This window comes from Streptomyces sp. NPDC048504, assembly GCF_043200035.1.
GTDB lineage: Bacteria > Actinomycetota > Actinomycetes > Streptomycetales > Streptomycetaceae > Streptomyces.
The window spans coordinates 473,024-491,248 of the sequence record NZ_JBICXA010000001.1; the positions used below are offsets into that span (position 1 = coordinate 473,024).

Sequence of the window (18,225 nt, forward strand, 5' to 3'; positions counted from 1 at the left end):
GCGGCATGACGGACGTACGCGGCGTGGTGCTGCAGCAGATCAAGGACAAGGCCGTGGTGCACGGCAAGGTGACCCTGTCGTCGGGGCTGGAGGCCGATTACTACATCGACCTCCGCCGCGTCACCCTCGACGGCGAGGCCGCCCCGCTCGTCGGGCAGGTGCTGCTGGACCTGACCGCCGACCTGGACTTCGACGCGGTCGGCGGGCTGACCATGGGCGCCGACCCGGTCGCCACGTCGATGCTGCACGCCGCCGCCGCGCGGGGCCGGAAGCTGGACGCGTTCGTCGTCCGCAAGGCCGCGAAGGCGCACGGGATGCAGCGCCAGGTCGAGGGCCCCGAGATCAAGGGCCGCCGGGTCCTGGTCGTCGAGGACACCTCCACCACCGGCGACTCCCCGCTCACCGCGGTCGAGGCCGTGCGTGCTGCCGGTGCCGAGGTCGTCGGCGTCGCGACCATCGTGGACCGGGCGACCGGTGCCGCCGAGAAGATCGAGCAGGGCGCGGGAGTTCCGTATCTCTTCGCCTACTCCAAGGACGAGCTGGGCCTGGACTGACCGCCCACTCTCAGCATGCGGCCGCGTCTGGAAGGATGGGGCCGACGATGACGTCGCACCCAAGGTCTAGGTCAGGGCCGTAGCACGCAGATCGCGAAGATCGCCAACCCGCAGATACCAAGGAGCGGACCATGCCCATCGCAACCCCCGAGGTCTACAACGAGATGCTCGACCGGGCGAAGGCAGGCAAGTTCGCCTACCCGGCCATCAACGTGACCTCGACCCAGACCCTGCACGCTGCGCTGCGCGGCTTCGCGGAGGCCGAGAGCGACGGCATCGTCCAGATCTCCACGGGTGGCGCCGAGTTCCTGGGCGGCCAGTACGCCAAGGAGATGGTCACGGGTTCCGTGGCCCTGGCCGAGTTCGCGCACATCGTCGCCGAGAAGTACCCGGTCACGGTCGCGCTGCACACCGACCACTGCCCCAAGGACAAGCTCGACGGCTACGTCCGTCCGCTGCTCGCCGTCTCCGAGGAGCGCGTGAAGGCCGGCGGCAACCCGCTGTTCCAGTCGCACATGTGGGACGGCTCGGCGGAGACCCTCGCCGACAACCTCGCCATCGCGCAGGAGCTGCTGGCCCGCGCGGCCGCCGCGAAGATCATCCTTGAGGTGGAGATCACCCCGACCGGCGGCGAGGAGGACGGCGTCTCGCACGAGATCAACGACTCCCTCTACACCACGGTCGAGGACGCGATCCGTACGGTCGAGGCGCTCGGCCTCGGCGAGAAGGGCCGCTACCTGCTGGCCGCGTCGTTCGGCAACGTGCACGGCGTGTACAAGCCGGGCAACGTCGTGCTCCGCCCCGAGCTGCTCAAGGAGCTGAACGAGGGCGTGGCCGCGAAGTACGGCCAGCCGGCCGGCAGCAAGCCGTTCAACTTCGTCTTCCACGGCGGCTCCGGCTCCACGCCGGAGGAGATCGCCACCGCGCTGGAGAACGGCGTCGTGAAGATGAACCTCGACACCGACACCCAGTACGCGTTCACGCGCCCCGTCGCGGACCACATGCTGAAGAACTACGACGGTGTCCTGAAGGTCGACGGCGAGGTCGGCTCCAAGAAGACCTACGACCCGCGCACCTGGGGCAAGCTCGCCGAGGCGTCGATGGCGGCGCGCGTCACCGAGGCGTGCTCGAACCTGCGCTCCACGGGCACGAAGATCAAGTAACCCGCCGCATCACGAGCCCGGCGCCGTCTGTCTACGGCGCCGGGCTCGCTGTATACCTAGGGGCATGTCCGACGTCCGGCTCGCCTCGCCCCAGGGCAAGTGGATCCTGCTGACCACGGTGCTCGGCTCCAGCATGGCCTTGGTGGACTCCACCGTCGTCAATGTCGCCCTGCCCCGCATCGGCCGCGATCTCGACGCCGACCTGGCCGCCCTCCAGTGGACGGTCAACGCGTACATGCTGACGCTGGCCGGCCTGATCCTCCTCGGCGGTTCCCTCGGCGACCGCTACGGGCGCCGCAAGATCTTCGTCCTGGGTGTGGTGTGGTTCGCGGCAGCCTCCCTGCTGTGCGGACTCGCCCCCAATGTGGGCGTCCTGGTCGCCGCCCGCGCGCTGCAGGGCATCGGCGGCGCGCTCCTCACCCCGGGCTCCCTCGCCCTGATCCAGGCCTCCTTCCACCCCGACGACCGGGCCAGGGCGGTCGGCCTGTGGTCCGGCTTCGGCGGCATCGGCGCGGCGATCGGCCCGTTCCTGGGCGGCTGGCTGGTGGACGGCCCCGGCTGGCGCTGGGTGTTCCTGATCAACGTCCCCATGGCCCTCATCTGCGCCCCCATCGCCGTACGCCACGTCCCCGAGTCCGCGGACGGCCGCAAGCACGGCCGCTTCGACGTCCTCGGCGCGACACTGGGGGCTGTGTCGCTCGCGCTCGTGACGTACGCGCTGATCGAGGCGCGCAACGGCTCGCTGGTGGTCGCGCTGACCGCCGTCGCGGGCGTGGCCGCGGGCGTCGCCTTCGTCTACGTCGAGAAGCGCGGCGCCGACCCGATGATGCCGCCGGACATCTTCGCGTCGCGCCAGTTCACGGCGGTCAACCTCGTCACCCTCTGCGTCTACGCGGCCTTCGGCGGCTTCTTCTTCCTGACCGCGCTCCAACTCCAGGTGGTGGCGGGCTACTCGGCGCTCCAGGCGGGCACGGCCCTCCTCCCGACAACCGCCCTGATGCTGCTCTTCTCGGCCCGCTCGGGTGAACTGGCCCAGCGCATCGGCCCCCGCATCCCCCTCACGGTCGGGCCGCTCCTGTGCGCCGCGGCGATGCTGCTGATGCTGCGCGTCGGCCCGGACGCCTCCTACCTCGCCGACGTCGTGCCCGCCCTCCTCGTTATGGGCTCCGGCATGGTCATCCTGGTCGCCCCGCTCACGGCCACGGTCCTCGCCTCCGTCGACACGGCCCGCGCGGGCCTGGCCAGCGGTATCAACAACGCGGCGGCCCGCGCGGCCGGCCTCATCGCGGTCGCCGCGCTGCCGCTGCTCGCGGGGATGGGCCCGGAGGCGTACCGCTCGGCGGGTGCCTTCGACCACGCCTTCGACCGGGCGATGTGGTGGTGCGCGGGCGTCCTGGTGGTGGGCTCGGTCCTGGCGTACGCGACCGTACGACGCCCGGCACCGGACTGCCGCCGCCCGGAGTGCCTCACGCACGGGTGGGTGACGGCTCCGCCGCTGGAGCCGCGGGTGGGGAAGGGACGTCTTGAGTAGCGGCTTGATGCCGTGCGGCAACGGGATGCCAGGCAATCGCCGCCCCTGGGGGAGACTGGAACCCATGACGATTCACGAGAACCTCCTCGGGGGACCGCCCCCGACCCACCTCCCCGAAGACCCCGGGCCGCGCGACCTCCTCGCGAGTGGCGCGACGCCCGCCGATGTCGCCGCCAAGTACCCGACCTCCTCGCTGGCCTGGGCGCTGCTGGCCGACGACGCGTTCGAGCGGGGGAGCGTCGTGGAGTCGTACGCCTATGCGCGTACGGGTTACCACCGCGGGCTCGACTCCCTGCGGCGGAACGGATGGAAGGGGCACGGCCCCGTCCCCTGGGAGCACGAGCCGAACCGTGGGTTCCTGCGGGCCCTGCACGCCCTCGCCCGGGCGGCGCAGGCGATCGGGGAGCAGGAGGAGTACGCGCGGTGCTCGCAGTTCCTGAAGGACTCCTCGCCCACGGCGGCCCAGACGCTCGGCTAGTCCGGGGACGTTGATGCAGGTCCGCCTGGTGTGACCAGGCGGACCTTGCGGTCTCGGGGGACGATTGGGGAGGATGCCCGGTGGGGACCGGGGCCACCGTGTCGAAAACGGCAGGGGCGGACCGCTACCCGGAGTACGCATCAGGAGACAGCGATGTCCCAACCGGCTCAGGAACCTCAGGAGCCCGAGGCCCCGCATCTCGACTTCCAGGGGACGACCCCCTACGAGGACTACGTCCAGGCCGACGTCCTCACCCACCTCCAGCACACCCGCTCCGACGACCCCGGCGAGATGGTCTTCCTGGTCACCACCCAGGTCATGGAGCTGTGGTTCACCGTCATCGTCCACGAGTGGGAGACCGCCGCGCGCGCCCTGCGCGAGGACCGGGTGCCGGTCGCGATCGACGCGCTGAAGCGTTCCGTACGGGAACTCGACGCGCTCAACGCCTCCTGGCGGCCCCTCGGCCAGCTCACCCCGGCCCAGTTCAACTCCTACCGCGCGGCCCTCGGCGAGGGCTCCGGCTTCCAGTCCGCGATGTACCGCCGCATGGAGTTCCTCCTCGGCGAGAAGTCCGCGTCCATGCTCGTCCCGCACCGCGGAGCACCGCGTGTGCACGCCGAGCTGGAGAAGGCCCTGCAGGAACCGAGCCTCTACGACGAGGTGTTGAGGCTTCTCGACCGGCGCGGGCACGCGGTCCCCGAGGCCGTACTGACGCGTGACGTGACGCTGCGGTACGAGCCGTCGGAGGAGGTCGAGGCGGTGTGGACCGCTCTCTACTCCGGGGATGCGGACGACGAACTCGCCCGGCTCGGCGAGGCGTTGACCGACGTCGCCGAACTGGTCTGGCGATGGCGCAACGACCACCTCGTCGCCACCCGGCGCGCGATGGGCGCGAAGACCGGCACGGGCGGCTCCGCGGGCGTGGCCTGGCTGGAGAAGCGCGCGCAGAAGAACGTGTTCCCCGAGCTGTGGACGGCGCGCTCCCATGTCTGAACTCGTGGTGAAGGCAGAGAAGTTGGACGCCGCCGACGAACTCGCGGGCGCGCGTTCGCGGTTCGTCCTGGATGACGTGGTGTACCTGGATGGGAATTCGCTCGGTGCGCTGCCGGTGGCGGTCCCCGGCCGGGTCGAGGACGTCGTACGCCGGCAGTGGGGCGAGTTGCGTATCCGCTCCTGGGACGAGAGCGGCTGGTGGACCGCGCCCGAGCGGATCGGTGACCGGATCGCCCCGCTGGTCGGGGCGGCGGCCGGGCAGATCGTCGTCGGCGACTCCACAAGTGTCAATGTCTTCAAGGCACTTGTGGCGGCAGTGCGGATGACGGCCGGTTCGGGGCGGGACGAGATCGTCGTCGACGCCACGACCTTTCCCACGGACGGGTACATCGCCGAGTCGGCGGCCCGGATGACCGGATGCACACTGCGGCCGGTGGCCCCGGCCGAGGTGCCGGGCGCGCTCGGCGACCGTACGGCGGCGGTGCTCCTCAACCATGTCGACTACCGCACCGGCCGGCTGCACGACCTGCCCGCGCTGACGGCCGCGGTGCACGCTGCGGGCGCCGTGGTCGTCTGGGACCTGTGCCACAGCGCGGGCGCGCTGCCGGTCGGGCTCGACGAGCACGGGGTCGACCTCGCGGTCGGCTGCACCTACAAGTACCTGAACGGCGGCCCGGGTTCGCCCGCGTATCTGTATGTGCGCCGGGAGTTGCAGGACCGCTTCGACTCGCCGCTGCCCGGCTGGAACTCGCACGCCGAACCCTTCGGCATGCGGTCCGCGTACGAGCCCGCCGCCGGTGCGCTGCGCGGTCGTGTGGGTACGCCGGACATCCTGTCCATGCTCGCTCTGGAAGCGGCCCTTGAGGTGTGGGACGGCGGCGGTGTCTCGATCGGCGCGGTGCGTGCCAAGTCCCTTGCCCTGACGGACTTCTTCCTGGAGTGCGTGGCGTCGTACGTCCCCGCCGGTCGGGTGGAGTCGGTGACTCCGGTGGCTCACGCGGAGCGCGGCAGCCAGGTCGCGCTGCGGTGTGCGGACGCCGGGGACGTGATGAAACGGCTGATCGAGCGGGGTGTGGTCGGCGACTTCCGGCATCCGGACGTGCTGCGGTTCGGATTCACGCCGTTGTACGTCGGGTTCGGGGACGTGGAGCGGGCGGCTCGGACGCTGGGAGACCTGGTCCGCTAGAAGCTGTACCTCGATCTAACCGTCGTAGGAGACAGGAGTGGTTAGATCTTCGGAGAGGCCGATGACGTACACCCCTGCCACGGCAGCGGCCCGCGCGGCTTGCGCGGCGCGCTCCGCGGCAGGGGTGTCCGGGGCGGTCCCGGTGGTCAGCAACTCGTAGTAGAGGGGTGCCGATACGGCCCGTACGACCTGGGAGGGATCGGTGCCTGCGGGCAACTCCCCGCGCGCGACGGCCTGTTCGACGCAGGGCGCCCACTCGGCGACCCGCACCTCGTAGAAGTGGCGCAGGGCCTCGGCCGTACGGGCGTCGCAGGTCGCGGCGGCGATGACGGCGCGGAACAGGGCGCCCTGCCGGGGATCGGCGAGGGTGCGCTGCACGAGCAGGGCGTTGGCGCGCAGGTCGCCGAGCAGCGAGCCCGTCTCCTCGCGCGGCAGCGACTGTTCGGCCATGTCGACGAGGAGGTCCGCGACCAGCGCGGTCACCGAACCCCAGCGCCGGTACACCGTGGTCTTGCCGACCTCCGCCCGCCGGGCGACGTCCGAGAGGTCGAGCCGGTCGACGCCCTGCTCGGCCAGCACGTCACCCGCGGCCCGCAGCACCGCCGTACGCACGCGTGCCGTGCGGCCACCGGGGCGCAGGGTGCCGGGCTCGGGGTCGGGTTCGGCAGACATGATGGGCTCCTGGGGGTGCTGATGAGGTGCCGTGACGGGCACGGCGTCAGCGTAACGAAACAGCAGAACCGTTTAACCCTCACCCAGCGTGACATCCGCGTGTCCGCGCACGTCACTGGCCTGGTACCGTCCCGCCCACGGCCGCAATCTTCTCCAGGTCCGCCACATCCGAACCGTCCAAATCCGTTTCTTCGCTGAGAGGTTGGAGCATGCCGGACGACGCAGCCGCACGTGCCACCGCAGAAGAGGAGTCGGCCTTCTCGCACCCCGCCGTCGACCCCGACAGCACCGCCGCGTACGGCGACCATCCCGATCAGGTGATCGACTTCTACGCCCCGCGCGGCGAACGCGTGCCGGGCGAGGCTCCACCCCTGGTCGTAGTACTGCACGGGGGCGCGTGGCGCGCCCCGTACGACCGCCGGCACATCACCCCGTTCGCGGACTTCCTCGCGCGACGGGGGTTCGCGGTGGCCAACGTCGAGTACCGGCGGGGCGCGGCCCTGCCCACGCAGGGCGGTACGGGTCCGGTCGCGGGGCGCTGGCCGGACACCTTCGACGACATCGCGGCGGCGCTGGACGCCCTCCCCGCACTCGTACGGGAGGCGCTGCCGCAGGCCGATCCGCGCCGCACGGTGATCACCGGGCACTCGGCGGGCGGCCACCTCGCCCTCTGGGCCGCGGCCCGGCACGTCCTCCCGAAGGACGCCCCCTGGCGCACCGACGCCCCCGCCGCACTGCGCGGCGTGGTCGCCCTCGCCCCGATCGCCGACTTCACGGTCGCCGAGAAGCTGGCGGTATGCGACGGAGCGGCCGCTCAACTCCTGGGCGGAGAAGCCAGGTTCGTCGAGCGCCTGCCGTACGCGGACCCGTCGCTCCTCCTCCCCACCGGCATCGCGACCACCCTGGTCCAGGGCCGCGCCGATATCGTCGTCCCCCAGGCGGTCGCCGAGTCCTACGCGGACGCGGCGGCGAAGTCGGGTGAGGTCGTGGGCCTCACGCTGCTGGAGGACGTCGGGCACTTCCCGCTGATCGACCCGGCGGCGGACGCGTGCGCCGTGGTGGCGGAGGAGATCGCACAGCTGGCGTGGTGAGCGGCCCCTGCCCGGGTGCCTTTCCGTCCCGGTCATACCCGTAGTACTTGAGACGGACGGACCAGGACCCTTCTCACAGGTGACGACGGCGACGGACCGCTCCGCCTACCGTTTTGAATGTGACCGAGACGACCCAGCAGTTGCCGCCGACAGGCGGGGCCAAGCCGCGCAGCCCGGAGTTCAGGCTTGCCGCGGACGCCCTGCGCGGACTGCGGCAGGACCTGTTCCACGACGCTTTCGCCTACCGCCCGCTGCCCCCCTCCACCGCCGAAGGCCCGCTGACCCGGCGTCTGAAGGGCCGGGCGCGGGAGTACGCGGCCTGGAGCCCGCACGCCCTGATCACCGCGGTCGGCCTGCTCGCGATGTTCGTCGCGACGAACGACGAGGCCCGCGGCGCGGGCGGCAACTTGATCCTCGGCCTGCTCGCCCTGATGCCGGTGCTGCTGACCATGGTGCGGCCGGTCGGCGCGTTCTGGCTGTCCATGGCCGCGACGCCGGTCGCCACCGCCCTGGCGACCGAGTTCGACGACGAGTGGCCGTGGCGGACCGGCAGCTTCGTCTGCCACCTGGCCGTGCTCGCGATCGTGGCGATACGCACCCGACCGCGCACGGCCGCCTGGATGTGGGCGCTGACGGCGGTCTACGGCATTGGCGCCTCCAGCTTGGCCGGCGGCCACGCCTTCGGTTCGGACAGTGCGCAGATGCTGTTCCTCTCCGCCCTGATGCTGCTCGGCGTCGCCGTCTGGCAGATACGCCGGGAGGCCCGGCAGGAGGTGACCGCGCAGCTGACGGTGACGGCGCACGAGCGGTCCCGGCGCACGCTGCTGGAGGAGCGCACGACGATCGCCCGCGAGCTGCACGACGTGGTCGCCCACCACATGTCGGTGGTCGCCATCCAGGCGGAGGCCGCACCCTACCGCGTGGAGAACCCGCCGCCGGAGCTGGAGCGCGCGTTCGTCACCATCAGGGAGAACGCGGTGGCCGCCCTGACCGAGCTGCGCCGGGTCCTGGGCGTGGTCCGCGCGGAGGACTACGAGGCCCCCGACGCCCCGCAGCCCACCCTCGCCGACATGGACGCGCTGCTCGCCAATGTGCGTGACGCGGGCCTGAGCGTCGACAAGGCGGTGACGGGAGCGGTGCGTGAACTCCCGCAGGGCGTCGAGCTGTCGGCGTACCGGATAGTGCAGGAGGCGTTGAGCAACACCCTGCGGCACGCGCCCGGTGCGAGTGCCCGGGTGGAGATCGGTTATGTGCTGGGCGGGCTGGGCCTGCGCATAGTCAACGGCCCGATGCCCGAGCCGAGCCTGGTCAAGCCCTCGCCCGGCGCCGGGCACGGCATCACGGGGATGCGGGAGCGGGTCTCCATGCTGAACGGCGAGATGACGGCGGCCCCGGCCGACGACGGCGGCTACGAGGTGACGGTGTTCCTGCCGGTCCCGAGTGCGGGTGAACCCGTGCCGAGCGCCAGGGAAGGTGACGCATGACGATCCGCGTACTGATCGCGGACGACCAGATGATGGTGCGCGAGGGCTTCTCGGTCCTGTTGGGCGCGATGCCGGACATCGAGGTCGTCGGCGAGGCGGTGAACGGGCGCGACGCGGTCGAGCGGGTGCGTGAACTGGTCCCGGACGTCGTGCTGATGGACATCCGGATGCCGGAGATGAACGGCATCGAGGCGACCCGGGAGATCGTCGCGGCGGACAGTGCGGCGAAGGTGCTGGTGCTCACCACCTTCGACCTCGACGAGTACGTGTACCAGGCGCTGCGCGCGGGAGCCTCCGGCTTCCTCCTCAAGGACGCCTCGGCACGTCAACTCGCCGACGGGGTACGGGTGGTGGCGGCCGGCGAGGCGCTGCTCGCGCCCTCCGTCACCAGACGGCTGATCACGGAGTTCTCGAAGCTGTCCGAGACACCCCGTCTGATGCCGGCCGCGCAGCAGGGGACGTACGGGGATCTGACCGAGCGGGAGACGGAGGTGCTGGTCCTCATCGCCCAGGGTCTGTCGAACGGGGAGATCGCCGAGCGGCTGGTGGTCGCCGAGTCGACGATCAAGACCCATGTCAGCCGGATCCTGGTGAAGCTGGGACTGCGGGACCGCACGCAGGCGGCGGTGTTCGCGTACGAGGCGAGGCTGGTGAGGCCGGGGTGACGCGGGATTCCGAGGTGACTCCGATGAAACGCTGAGCCGATTCCGTCCCCGGCTGTGAGGGGACGTTGATCAGCGGCGGGCGGTTCCGTCCGAGAGTGGTGCGCAGCAACTGGTGCTTCCACCGAACTCCCCCTCTCGATGGAGTGATCCATGGCCTTCGCCCCGCGCAAGAAGAAATCCGCCAAGCGTTTCTCCCCTCGCACGATCGGTGTGCTCGGTGCCCTCACCGTGGGGGCCTCGCTGCTCACGGCTCCCCAGGCGCTCGCCGCCGACACCCCGACCAACGCCGAACTCCTGAAGGCCTGCAACTGGGCCAGTTTCTGCAAGTTCCGCCCGCAGAGCTACTGGAGCTACACCGGCCCCGCGCACTGGTCGGACACGACCACCGCCGGCAACACGGTCGGCGTCTCGGTCACGGCGGGCTACAAGTTCGCCGAGGTCTTCGAGGTGCAGGCGAGACGAGCTACAGCCACACCTGGCAGAACTCCCACAACGACACCGAGTCCAACACGGTCAACATCCCCTCGGGAAGCTACGGCTGGATCGAGCGCGGCACCTCCAAGCAGCAGGCGAAGGGGTGGTGGGAGATCCAGTTCAAGGACAAGTACTAGGACAAGCCGATGAGCCTGGCTGATCGCGGCCGGCACTGCTGACGGGCAGGGCGCGATGTTCCGTACCGGCGCTCTCGCGGCCAGCTCGCTCCTCCTTCTCCCCGGCCTTCTCTCCGGCTGCGCGAGCGCGAACGCCGCGGGTGCGCACGTCGGTTACGCGGACCGTGCGGGGCCGGCGGTGATCGGTACCGACGGCTCGGCCCAAAGCCGGGTCGTGGCGGCGCTCTACGGCGAACTCCTCACCCGGGCAGGGGAGAAGGTGCGGACGGCGGACACCTCGTACGCGTGCCCCGTCGACACCGCACAGGCCGTGGTGGACGGCAGGATCAGGCATCGCGCCCGCCTACGAGTCCACGCTGCTGCGGGCGATGCCGGGCGGGCAGACCATACCCGGGAACATGGAGGCGACGCTGAGCATGGCGTTGCCGCCGGGGATCGTCGCGTTGCCTCCGGCGGCGGCGCAGGGCGGGGTCGTCCTCGCGGTGACCAGGTCCACCGCGGGGCGGCACAAGCTGCGCGGCCTTGCCGACGTCCGCGGGGCCCGCACCGGTCTGACGCTCGGCGGTTCCGCGTCCGGCGATCCCGACGCCCCGTCCGTCGCCGCCCTCAAGAAGGCGTACGGCATCACGCTCACCCCGGCCGGGACAGCTCAGGCGGCGGACATCCGCGTGCTGCGCAGCACAGACCCGGTGATCGCCCGGGACGGGCTGGTGGTGCACGCCGACCCGAAGTCCGTCGTACCGTCCGAGCATGTCTTCCCGCTGATCAGCGCCCCCGCCGTGGACCTGGCAGGCCGGACGGCGCTGGCCAGGGTCAACACCCTGCTGACGACCACCCAGTTGGCGAAGCTCACCGCGTCGGTCGACGCGGGCGAGACACCCGGTAAGGCGGCCAGGGCCTGGCTGCGGACCAAGGGCCTGCTGCACTAGGACCAGGAACCGTCGGCGCCGAAGGCCAGCGCGCCGATCCGCCCGCTCTGGCCGAGGGCCCGCGCGGTGACCGGACCGGCGGGCAGAGCGGCGCTGTGGCTGCCGCCGACGAGCAGCCGGCCGTCGGGCCGCAGGGCCAGGAGGTGACTGTCGAAGCCCTTGAGCACGGCCGTCCTGCGGTGCCGGGTGACGTCCCAGACCTCGTCGGTGAGGTGCGGGGTGCCGGGAGTACGGGCGGCCAGCAGGGTGCGTCCGCCCGGACCGAGGGCCAGCGCGACCGCCGTACCGGCGGAGGACGAGGTGATGTCCAGCGTGGTCCGTGCGCGGTCACCGGTGACGTTCCACACGGTCAGCCGCTGCGGGGCCGCGTCCCGACCCGGTGTGGACACCCCGTACGCGAACGCCCCGCTGTCGGGGCTGAACGCCTCCCCGTCCCCGGGAGTCAGCAGATGCCCGTGGGTCGCCGCCGGCGTGGCCCCCGGGGTGAGCACCCGCAGCACCGCCGCGCAGCCGTCTCCCTCGATGCGCCGCCGCAGCCGAGGTATCAGCCCGGCCCGCAGCAACGACGACTTCCCGCTCCCTGACGCCCCGAACACCATCGCCAGCCGGTGTTCGCACACCAGCTCCAGCAACTCCCCGACCAGCCGGTCCCGCCCGGAGAACAGCGATTCGTCCCCGGGCTCGAACCGCACGAGCCCGCGATACGGCGGCTCGTCCCCGCCACCGCTGCCCTCCTGCCGTACGGCGCGCTCCGCCTCGGCCGCGGCCTTCCACCGCGTCTCCCACTCCCCGGGATCGGCCCCGCAGGCCTGCACGTACGCAAGCACTACAGCCAGCGACGGCAGCCGCTCGGCCGCCTGCGCCAGCGTGGGTGCCGAGTAGTGCGCCCGCCGTGCCATCACCCGATACGACGGCCCGCCGCACGCGGCCCGCAGTTCCCGCAGCTGATGCGCGAGCCGCTGAACGGCTCCGGCCTCGGGGTCCACCGGCCGCTCAGGACGTCCCATCGCACCGCCAATCACAGGTCCACCAGTCGCCCATTCCCGGCATGATCGCCATGATTGAAACGTCAAGAAGCGGGGAGCGGTCCGGGACCGGGGTACAGGCCCCGCGACATTCACCACAAGTCCACAGGCGGTACGGCGACGAGCTGGGGTATGGCTGGTGGACAGCGCCCTTCCGCACCCGCAAAGGCGTTCACCCTGGGCTCGGTCGAGCAACGGAAGCCGTACGTACGGCAGTTGGCCGGTGAACTGGTGGATCGCCGGCGGTTGCGGGCGACGGCGGTCATGAAGTGACGGTGTTCCTGCCGGTCGCCGGTGTGCCGCCGGTGCGCCGTCCGATGACGATCCAGGAATGGATCAGCGGCCAGTTACGAGAAACGAGGCGTAGCGGATCGCTGCCAGGCTGGAGATTTCCCCGCGGACTTCGGTTTGCCGCTAGTCCGTAGCTTTTGGGTGCCCGAGGCCGGCGTACAGCGCGACAGGTGCGTTTGGGGACTGAACTGCGCAGGCTGCGCGAGGCCGCTGGTTTGAAGGCCCGGGAGGCGGCGGCCCTCCTGAACTCGACCTCCGGCCAGATGAGCCACATGGAGTTGGGTATCGCGGCGGTCAGTGCAGAGCGCGTTCGCCGACTGGCTGTCCACTACGCCTGCACGGACACGGAGTTGATCGACGCGCTCGTGGCGATGGCGACCGACCGTACCCGTGGCTGGTGGGAGGAGTACCGGGGAGTGCTACCGCCGGCGTTCCTCGACACCGCCGAGGCCGAGCACCACGCGACGTTCCTTCGCGAGGTCGTGATCATGCTCGTGCCCGGGCTGCTTCAGACCCCCGACTACGCTCGCGCGGTCTACTCGTACATGCGCCCCGAGCTTCCCGAGGACGAGGTGGCCCTACGTGTTGAACATCGGCTGAACCGGCACGTCGTCATCGAAGGCGACGACCCCACCCCGTACGAGACGGTCATCCACGAGTTCGCCCTGCGTGTCCAAGTGTCGGACCGCCGGGCGTCACTCGCTCAACTTGCCTTCATTCTGGAGGAGATCGAGAAGGGGCACGCCGTTGTACGGGTCATCCCCGTCGATTACGTGGGTTTCGCGGGTGCCGGAGCCTCGATGATGTATCTGGGTGGTCCCGTGCCCCGGTTGGACACCGGGTTGCGTGACTCGCCGACCGGTGTCGGCTTCTCCGATGCGGAGGCCCAGTTGGAAAAGCTCCGCACGCTGTTCCATAAGGTGAGGAGCGCGTCACTGGACCCGGTGGCGTCGCGGGACTTCATTCACCGGCTGGCTAAGGAACTGTAATGAACTGGCGTAAGTCGACGTACTCCAGCGGCGGCGACGGCGACACCTGCGTCGAGATAGCCACCCTCCCCACCCGCACAGCCGTCCGCGACTCCAAGTTGCCCAACCGCGCCACCCTCTCCTTCCCCACCCCCGCCTTCACCGCCCTCGTCGAGCACATCAAGGGTGGCCGGCAAAGTGATCGTCTCGGCGGTGAATCGACCCCGCCGGTCGTGTGAACGACCGTCCCCGTACCTGAACGGCAAATGCCTGGCGTTCAATGGTGACAGCGTGGGTCTTCGAACTTGAGCGGTGCGGCTCTCCCCGATCTCCCACTCTCCCGCAAGGATCCGTGCGCGCAGCGCTTCCGGCGATCCCGGACGGCGCTGGCAAGCTACCGCGCCGGGCGGAAACCAGTGGAGCAGAAATACGCGGGGGCAACCGGCGGTCCTGCAGCCTCCTGGATCACCGAGATCACCGAGATCACCGGGATCACTGAGGTCGCCCCTGGTCAGACCGGGTGCTGTCGGGCTAGCGTCCGTGCATGGCAGCCTTTGACCCCTGGGACCCCGCGTTCGTCGACGACCCGTACCCCGCCTACGCCGAACTGCGCGACCGGGGCCGGGTCACCTATTACGAGCCCACCGACCAGTGGCTGGTCCCGCGCCACGCGGACGTCTCGGCGCTGCTCCGCGACCGTCGCCTCGGCCGCACCTACCAACACCGCTTCACCCACGAGGACTTCGGCCGTACGGCACCCCCGCCCGAGCACGAGCCCTTCCACACCCTCAACGACCACGGCATGCTCGACCTGGAGCCCCCGGACCACACCCGCATCCGGCGCCTGGTCTCGAAGGCGTTCACCCCGCGCACGGTCGAGCAACTGAAGCCGTACGTGAGCCAGTTGGCGGCCGACCTGGTGGACGGTCTGGTGGCGAGGGGCGGCGGCGACCTGCTCACGGACGTGGCGGAACCCCTCCCCGTGGCGGTGATCGCCGAGATGCTGGGCATCCCGGAGTCGGACCGCGCTCCGCTCCGCCCCTGGTCGGCGGACATCTGCGGGATGTACGAACTCAGCCCGTCCGAGGACACGGCGGCGAAGGCGGTCCGCGCGTCGGACGAATTCTCCTCGTATCTACGCGAGTTGATCGCGGCCCGCCGCGAGAACCCGGGCGACGACCTCATCTCCGGCATGATCGCGGCCCACGACGAGGACGACGACCGCCTCACCGAGCAGGAGCTGATCTCCACCGCCGTCCTCCTGCTCAACGCGGGCCACGAGGCGACGGTGAACGCCACGGTGAACGGCTGGTGGGCCCTGTTCCGCAACCCCGACCAACTCGCCGCCCTGCGCGCGGATCACTCGCTGATCCCGTCCGCCGTCGAGGAGTTGATGCGCTACGACACCCCGCTCCAGCTCTTCGAGCGGTGGGTGCTGGACGAGATCGAGATCGACGGCACCACCATCCCCCGGGGCGCGGAGATCGCGATGCTCTTCGGCTCCGCCAACCACGACCCGGCGGTCTTCGCGTCCCCCGAGCGCCTGGACCTCAGCCGCGCCGACAACCCGCACATCAGCTTCAGCGCGGGCATCCACTACTGCATCGGCGCACCCCTGGCCCGTATCGAACTGGCCGCTTCCATGGGGGCGTTGCTGGAGAAGGCCCCGACGCTGCGGCTCGCGGCGGAGCCGGAGCGCAAGCCGAACTTCGTGATCCGGGGGCTGGAGGGGCTGAGCGTCACGCTCTGACGCGCTGGACCAGTGCCCACACGCCGAGCGCGGCGGCGACCCCGCCGAGAACCGCCAGCGGCAGCTCGGCGTAGAGAACGCTCCAGTCGGGGCTCGCCTCGAAGCGGTAGAAGCGGTCCTGGACGCCGTACGACCACACCCCCAGTCCCAGGCCCGCGCCGAGCAAGGCGGTCAGACATCCCCCGGCGGCCTGCGCACGTTGTCCCATGCCCGGGACGGACGCGCACGGCCCGCCGGAGGTTCCCGGTCGTGATCGAGGTCGGGTGCTCGGTCAGGTCGTGAGGTCGCGGCGGCGCAGAGCCGTCAGGCCTACGGCGACCAGGGCCGCGGCGATCGCCGTGAGGACGGTCACCGGGCCCCACGCCATGTCTCCGCCCGGGAGCTTCGGCAGGTGGCCGAAGGGGGAGATGTCCAGGACCGCCTGGGGGAGGTTCAGCGCGGGGCCGATCCAGCCGAGCGCGAGGGCCAGTCCGGCCGCTGCCCAGGATGCCGGGGACAGGCGCGGGGAGATGCCGTGGAGGAGCACTGCCAGGGCGCCCAGGGTCCAGATCGCCGGGAGTTGGACCAGGCAGGCCGCCAGGATGGGGCCCAGATCCGTGCCGTAGCCCAGTGTCAGGCCGAGGCCGCTCAGCAGCATGATCAGGACCGCTCCTCCGAAGGCGACGACCAAGTGGCCCGCCGCCCAGCGCAGGCGGCCGACCGCGTTCGCGAGGACCGGTTCGGCCCGCTGGCCGGTCTCCTCGCTGTGCAGCCGTAGGACCGAGGAGACCGCGTACAGCGCGGCGAGCATGCCGAACATGCCGGCCATCGTGGCCAGGAACGCGTCCTCGATGCCGGACTGGCCGCCCATCCGCTCGATGATCTCGCGGGTCTTGGCGTTGTCCCCGACCAGGTCCGCCGCGCCCTTCGTGATGCCGCCGAAGGCGACCCCGGCCGCGGAGAACCCGAGGCTCCAGCCCAGTACGGCGCCCCGTTGGAGACGCCAGGCCAGTGCGCCCGCCGTGCCGAGGCGGCCGTGGGCCGGGCCCGGGCGGGCTGGGAAGAAGCTCATTCCCACGTCTCGGCGGCCCGCCAACTCGTAGGCCAGCAAGCCCTGGAGGAGGGCTGCGGTGACGAACAGGGCCAGTACCCACCACCGTTCGGACGCGAACGGGCGCAGGTTCTCCAGCCAGCCGATCGGGGAGACCCAAGTCGCGGGGGAGGAACCGTCGTTGGTGGTCGAGTCTCCTACGGCACGGAGGACGAAGGCCGCGCCCAGCAGTCCGCCGGTCAGGCCCTTCGCCAACCGCCCGCTGTCCGTGAACTGGGCGACGATCGCCGCGAGCGTCGCGAACACCATGCCCACTCCGCCGATGCCGAGCCCGAGAGCCAGGGCTCCCGCCGAACCCTGACCGGCCATACCTCCCGTGATCAGCAGCGCCAGCGCGGAGTTGGCGACCAGCGCCGTCAACAGGGCTGCCGTCAGGGGGGCTCGGCGGCCGACCATCGCCGAGGAGATGAGTTCCTGGCGGCCGCTCTCCTCCTCGTCGCGGGTGTGCCGTACGACGACGATCAGGCTCATGACCCCGGCGAGGATCGCGGCGTAGCCGCCGATGCGCCAGGCGGTGAGACCGCCGAGCGAGTCGCTGAACACCGGGCCGTAGGTGGCGCGCAGCGAACTGTTGGTGAGCATCTGGCGGGCGACGTCGGCGCGTTCGGCGGGGGTGGAGTACACGGTCTTCAGGGAGCTGGGGAGTGACAGCACCAGCAGGCCCGTCACCGCCACCCAGGCCGGGATCACCACGCGGTCGCGGCGCAGGTTGAAGCGCAACAGGGCGCCGGTGCCTGCCAGTTGACGCGAGCCGCTGACGGCGGGGCGTGCTGGGAACGCTGCGGCCGTCATGCCGTCTCCTGGTAGTGGCGGAGGAACAGCTCCTCCAGCGTCGGCGGCTTCGAGGTCAGCGAGCGGACGCCGGACTCGCTCAACGAGCGCAGTACTGCGTTGAGTTGGTCCGTTTCGACTTGGAGGCGGACTCGGTGGCCCTGTACGTCCAGGTCGTGGACCCCCGGCAGGGCCGCCAACCCGTTGGGGGCGCCGGTGAGTTCGGCCGTCACGCTGGTGCGGGTGAGGTGGCGCAGGTCGGACAGCGAACCGCTCTCCACCGTGCGGCCCTTGCGGATGATGCTCACCCGGTCGCACAACTCCTCCACCTCGCTGAGGATGTGGGAGGAGAGCAGGATCGTACGGCCCCGGTCGCGTTCCTCCTCCACACAGCGCTGGAAGACCTCCTCCATGAGGGGGTCGAGGCCCGACGTCGGTTCGTCGAGGATCAGCAGGTCGACGTCCGAGGCGAACGCTGCGACGAGGGCCACCTTCTGGCGGTTGCCCTTGGAGTACGTGCGGCCCTTCTTGGTGGGGTCGAGTTCGAAGCGGTCGATCAGGTCGGTGCGCCGGGACGTGTCGAGGCCGCCGCGCAACTTGCCGTAGAGATCGATGACTTCGCCTCCGGAGAGGTTGCGCCACAGCGTCACGTCGCCGGGGACGTAGGCGACCCGGCGGTGCAGTTCGACGGCGTCGGTCCAGGGGTCGCGGCCCAGGAGTTGGGCCGCGCCCGAGTCCGCGTGGAGGAGGCCGAGCAGGACGCGGATCGTCGTGGACTTGCCGGAGCCGTTGGGGCCCAGGAAGCCGTGCACCTCGCCGGCCTCGACGTCCAGGTCGAGACCCGCGAGGGCTTGCGTCCTGCCGAACGACTTGTGCAGTCCGGAGACGGTGATTGCCTTCGTCATGGAGCCGAACGTACGCTTCTTTCAGAAATTTGTGAAGTTAAGGAAGCGTGTGAAGCGCGGGTAGGGTG

The 18,225-nt window shown here is 70.8% G+C and carries 19 protein-coding genes; 14 read left to right on the plus strand and 5 right to left on the minus strand.

Annotated features, from left to right (window positions below):
• Positions 1 to 5 precede the first annotated feature (5 nt).
• The 6 genes from pyrE (at position 6) to kynU (ending at position 5,905) form a co-directional block, all read left to right on the plus strand.
• Positions 6 to 554 carry an orotate phosphoribosyltransferase gene (pyrE, locus tag ACGFY9_RS02215; protein WP_393751053.1) on the plus strand — a complete coding sequence of 183 codons (549 nt, stop codon included), beginning with the start codon at positions 6 to 8 and terminating at the stop codon, positions 552 to 554.
• 131 nt (positions 555 to 685) lie between these two features.
• Entirely contained in the window at positions 686 to 1,717 is a 1,032-nt protein-coding gene (gene fbaA, locus ACGFY9_RS02220; RefSeq protein ID WP_393751055.1) for a class II fructose-bisphosphate aldolase, read from the plus strand.
• 64 nt (positions 1,718 to 1,781) lie between these two features.
• Positions 1,782 to 3,248: an MFS transporter gene (locus tag ACGFY9_RS02225; protein WP_393751057.1), complete on the plus strand. Its 1,467-nt coding sequence runs from the start codon at positions 1,782 to 1,784 to the stop codon at positions 3,246 to 3,248.
• Positions 3,249 to 3,312: 64 nt separating this feature from the next.
• Positions 3,313 to 3,726: a DUF3151 domain-containing protein gene (locus tag ACGFY9_RS02230; RefSeq protein WP_033284811.1), complete on the plus strand. Its 414-nt coding sequence runs from the start codon at positions 3,313 to 3,315 to the stop codon at positions 3,724 to 3,726.
• 153 nt (positions 3,727 to 3,879) lie between these two features.
• Positions 3,880 to 4,719: a tryptophan 2,3-dioxygenase family protein gene (locus tag ACGFY9_RS02235; protein ID WP_393751058.1), complete on the plus strand. Its 840-nt coding sequence runs from the start codon at positions 3,880 to 3,882 to the stop codon at positions 4,717 to 4,719.
• A complete protein-coding gene (gene kynU / locus ACGFY9_RS02240) occupies positions 4,712 to 5,905 on the plus strand; it encodes a kynureninase (protein WP_393751060.1) in 1,194 nt (397 codons plus the stop codon). Before ACGFY9_RS02235 ends, kynU begins: the two co-directional genes overlap by 8 nt.
• A 15-nt stretch (positions 5,906 to 5,920) precedes the next feature.
• On the opposite strand, the gene ACGFY9_RS02245 is transcribed toward kynU, so the two are convergent.
• Complete coding sequence (locus ACGFY9_RS02245; RefSeq protein ID WP_393751062.1) at positions 5,921 to 6,577, minus strand: TetR/AcrR family transcriptional regulator; 657 nt, start codon at positions 6,575 to 6,577, stop codon at positions 5,921 to 5,923.
• Positions 6,578 to 6,786: 209 nt separating this feature from the next.
• Here ACGFY9_RS02245 and ACGFY9_RS02250 point away from each other — a divergent pair, with 209 nt between their 5' ends.
• From ACGFY9_RS02250 to ACGFY9_RS02265, 4 genes are all read left to right on the plus strand, one after another.
• Entirely contained in the window at positions 6,787 to 7,668 is an 882-nt protein-coding gene (locus tag ACGFY9_RS02250) for an alpha/beta hydrolase family protein (RefSeq protein ID WP_393751064.1), read from the plus strand.
• A 119-nt stretch (positions 7,669 to 7,787) separates the two neighbouring features.
• Positions 7,788 to 9,152 carry a sensor histidine kinase gene (locus ACGFY9_RS02255; RefSeq protein ID WP_393751066.1) on the plus strand — a complete coding sequence of 455 codons (1,365 nt, stop codon included), beginning with the start codon at positions 7,788 to 7,790 and terminating at the stop codon, positions 9,150 to 9,152.
• On the plus strand, positions 9,149 to 9,817 hold the full coding sequence (locus tag ACGFY9_RS02260; protein WP_393751068.1) for a response regulator: 669 nt from the start codon (positions 9,149 to 9,151) through the stop codon (positions 9,815 to 9,817). The genes ACGFY9_RS02255 and ACGFY9_RS02260 overlap by 4 nt, the downstream gene beginning before the upstream one ends.
• A gap of 1,009 nt (positions 9,818 to 10,826) precedes the next feature.
• Complete coding sequence (locus ACGFY9_RS02265; RefSeq protein WP_393751070.1) at positions 10,827 to 11,357, plus strand: glycine betaine ABC transporter substrate-binding protein; 531 nt, start codon at positions 10,827 to 10,829, stop codon at positions 11,355 to 11,357.
• On the opposite strand, the gene ACGFY9_RS02270 is transcribed toward ACGFY9_RS02265, so the two are convergent.
• A complete protein-coding gene (locus tag ACGFY9_RS02270; protein WP_393751072.1) occupies positions 11,354 to 12,364 on the minus strand; it encodes a helix-turn-helix domain-containing protein in 1,011 nt (336 codons plus the stop codon). The two genes, ACGFY9_RS02265 and ACGFY9_RS02270, sit on opposite strands and share 4 nt — an antisense overlap.
• Before the next feature lie 150 nt (positions 12,365 to 12,514).
• On the opposite strand from ACGFY9_RS02270, the gene ACGFY9_RS02275 reads away from it, so the two are divergent.
• The 4 genes from ACGFY9_RS02275 (at position 12,515) to ACGFY9_RS02290 (ending at position 15,391) form a co-directional block, all read left to right on the plus strand.
• Positions 12,515 to 12,655, plus strand: a complete 141-nt coding sequence (locus ACGFY9_RS02275; protein WP_393751073.1) for a hypothetical protein — start codon at positions 12,515 to 12,517, stop codon at positions 12,653 to 12,655.
• 188 nt (positions 12,656 to 12,843) lie between these two features.
• A complete protein-coding gene (locus ACGFY9_RS02280) occupies positions 12,844 to 13,662 on the plus strand; it encodes a helix-turn-helix domain-containing protein (protein WP_393751075.1) in 819 nt (272 codons plus the stop codon).
• Positions 13,662 to 13,880, plus strand: coding sequence for a DUF397 domain-containing protein (locus tag ACGFY9_RS02285; protein WP_393751077.1), 219 nt, complete (start codon positions 13,662 to 13,664; stop codon positions 13,878 to 13,880). The genes ACGFY9_RS02280 and ACGFY9_RS02285 overlap by 1 nt, the downstream gene beginning before the upstream one ends.
• A 305-nt stretch (positions 13,881 to 14,185) precedes the next feature.
• Positions 14,186 to 15,391 carry a cytochrome P450 gene (locus ACGFY9_RS02290; RefSeq protein WP_393751079.1) on the plus strand — a complete coding sequence of 402 codons (1,206 nt, stop codon included), beginning with the start codon at positions 14,186 to 14,188 and terminating at the stop codon, positions 15,389 to 15,391.
• On the opposite strand, the gene ACGFY9_RS02295 is transcribed toward ACGFY9_RS02290, so the two are convergent.
• The 3 genes from ACGFY9_RS02295 to ACGFY9_RS02305 all read right to left on the minus strand — a co-directional run bounded on the left by ACGFY9_RS02295 (position 15,381) and on the right by ACGFY9_RS02305 (position 18,157).
• Positions 15,381 to 15,599 (minus strand): hypothetical protein, encoded by a 219-nt coding sequence (locus ACGFY9_RS02295; protein WP_393751081.1) that lies wholly within the window; start codon positions 15,597 to 15,599, stop codon positions 15,381 to 15,383. The genes ACGFY9_RS02290 and ACGFY9_RS02295 overlap by 11 nt on opposite strands.
• A 63-nt stretch (positions 15,600 to 15,662) precedes the next feature.
• Positions 15,663 to 17,273, minus strand: a complete 1,611-nt coding sequence (locus ACGFY9_RS02300; protein WP_393751083.1) for an ABC transporter permease — start codon at positions 17,271 to 17,273, stop codon at positions 15,663 to 15,665.
• Positions 17,270 to 18,157, minus strand: a complete 888-nt coding sequence (locus ACGFY9_RS02305) for an ATP-binding cassette domain-containing protein (RefSeq protein WP_393751085.1) — start codon at positions 18,155 to 18,157, stop codon at positions 17,270 to 17,272. The genes ACGFY9_RS02300 and ACGFY9_RS02305 overlap by 4 nt, the downstream gene beginning before the upstream one ends.
• Between the last annotated feature and the right edge of the window lie 68 nt (positions 18,158 to 18,225).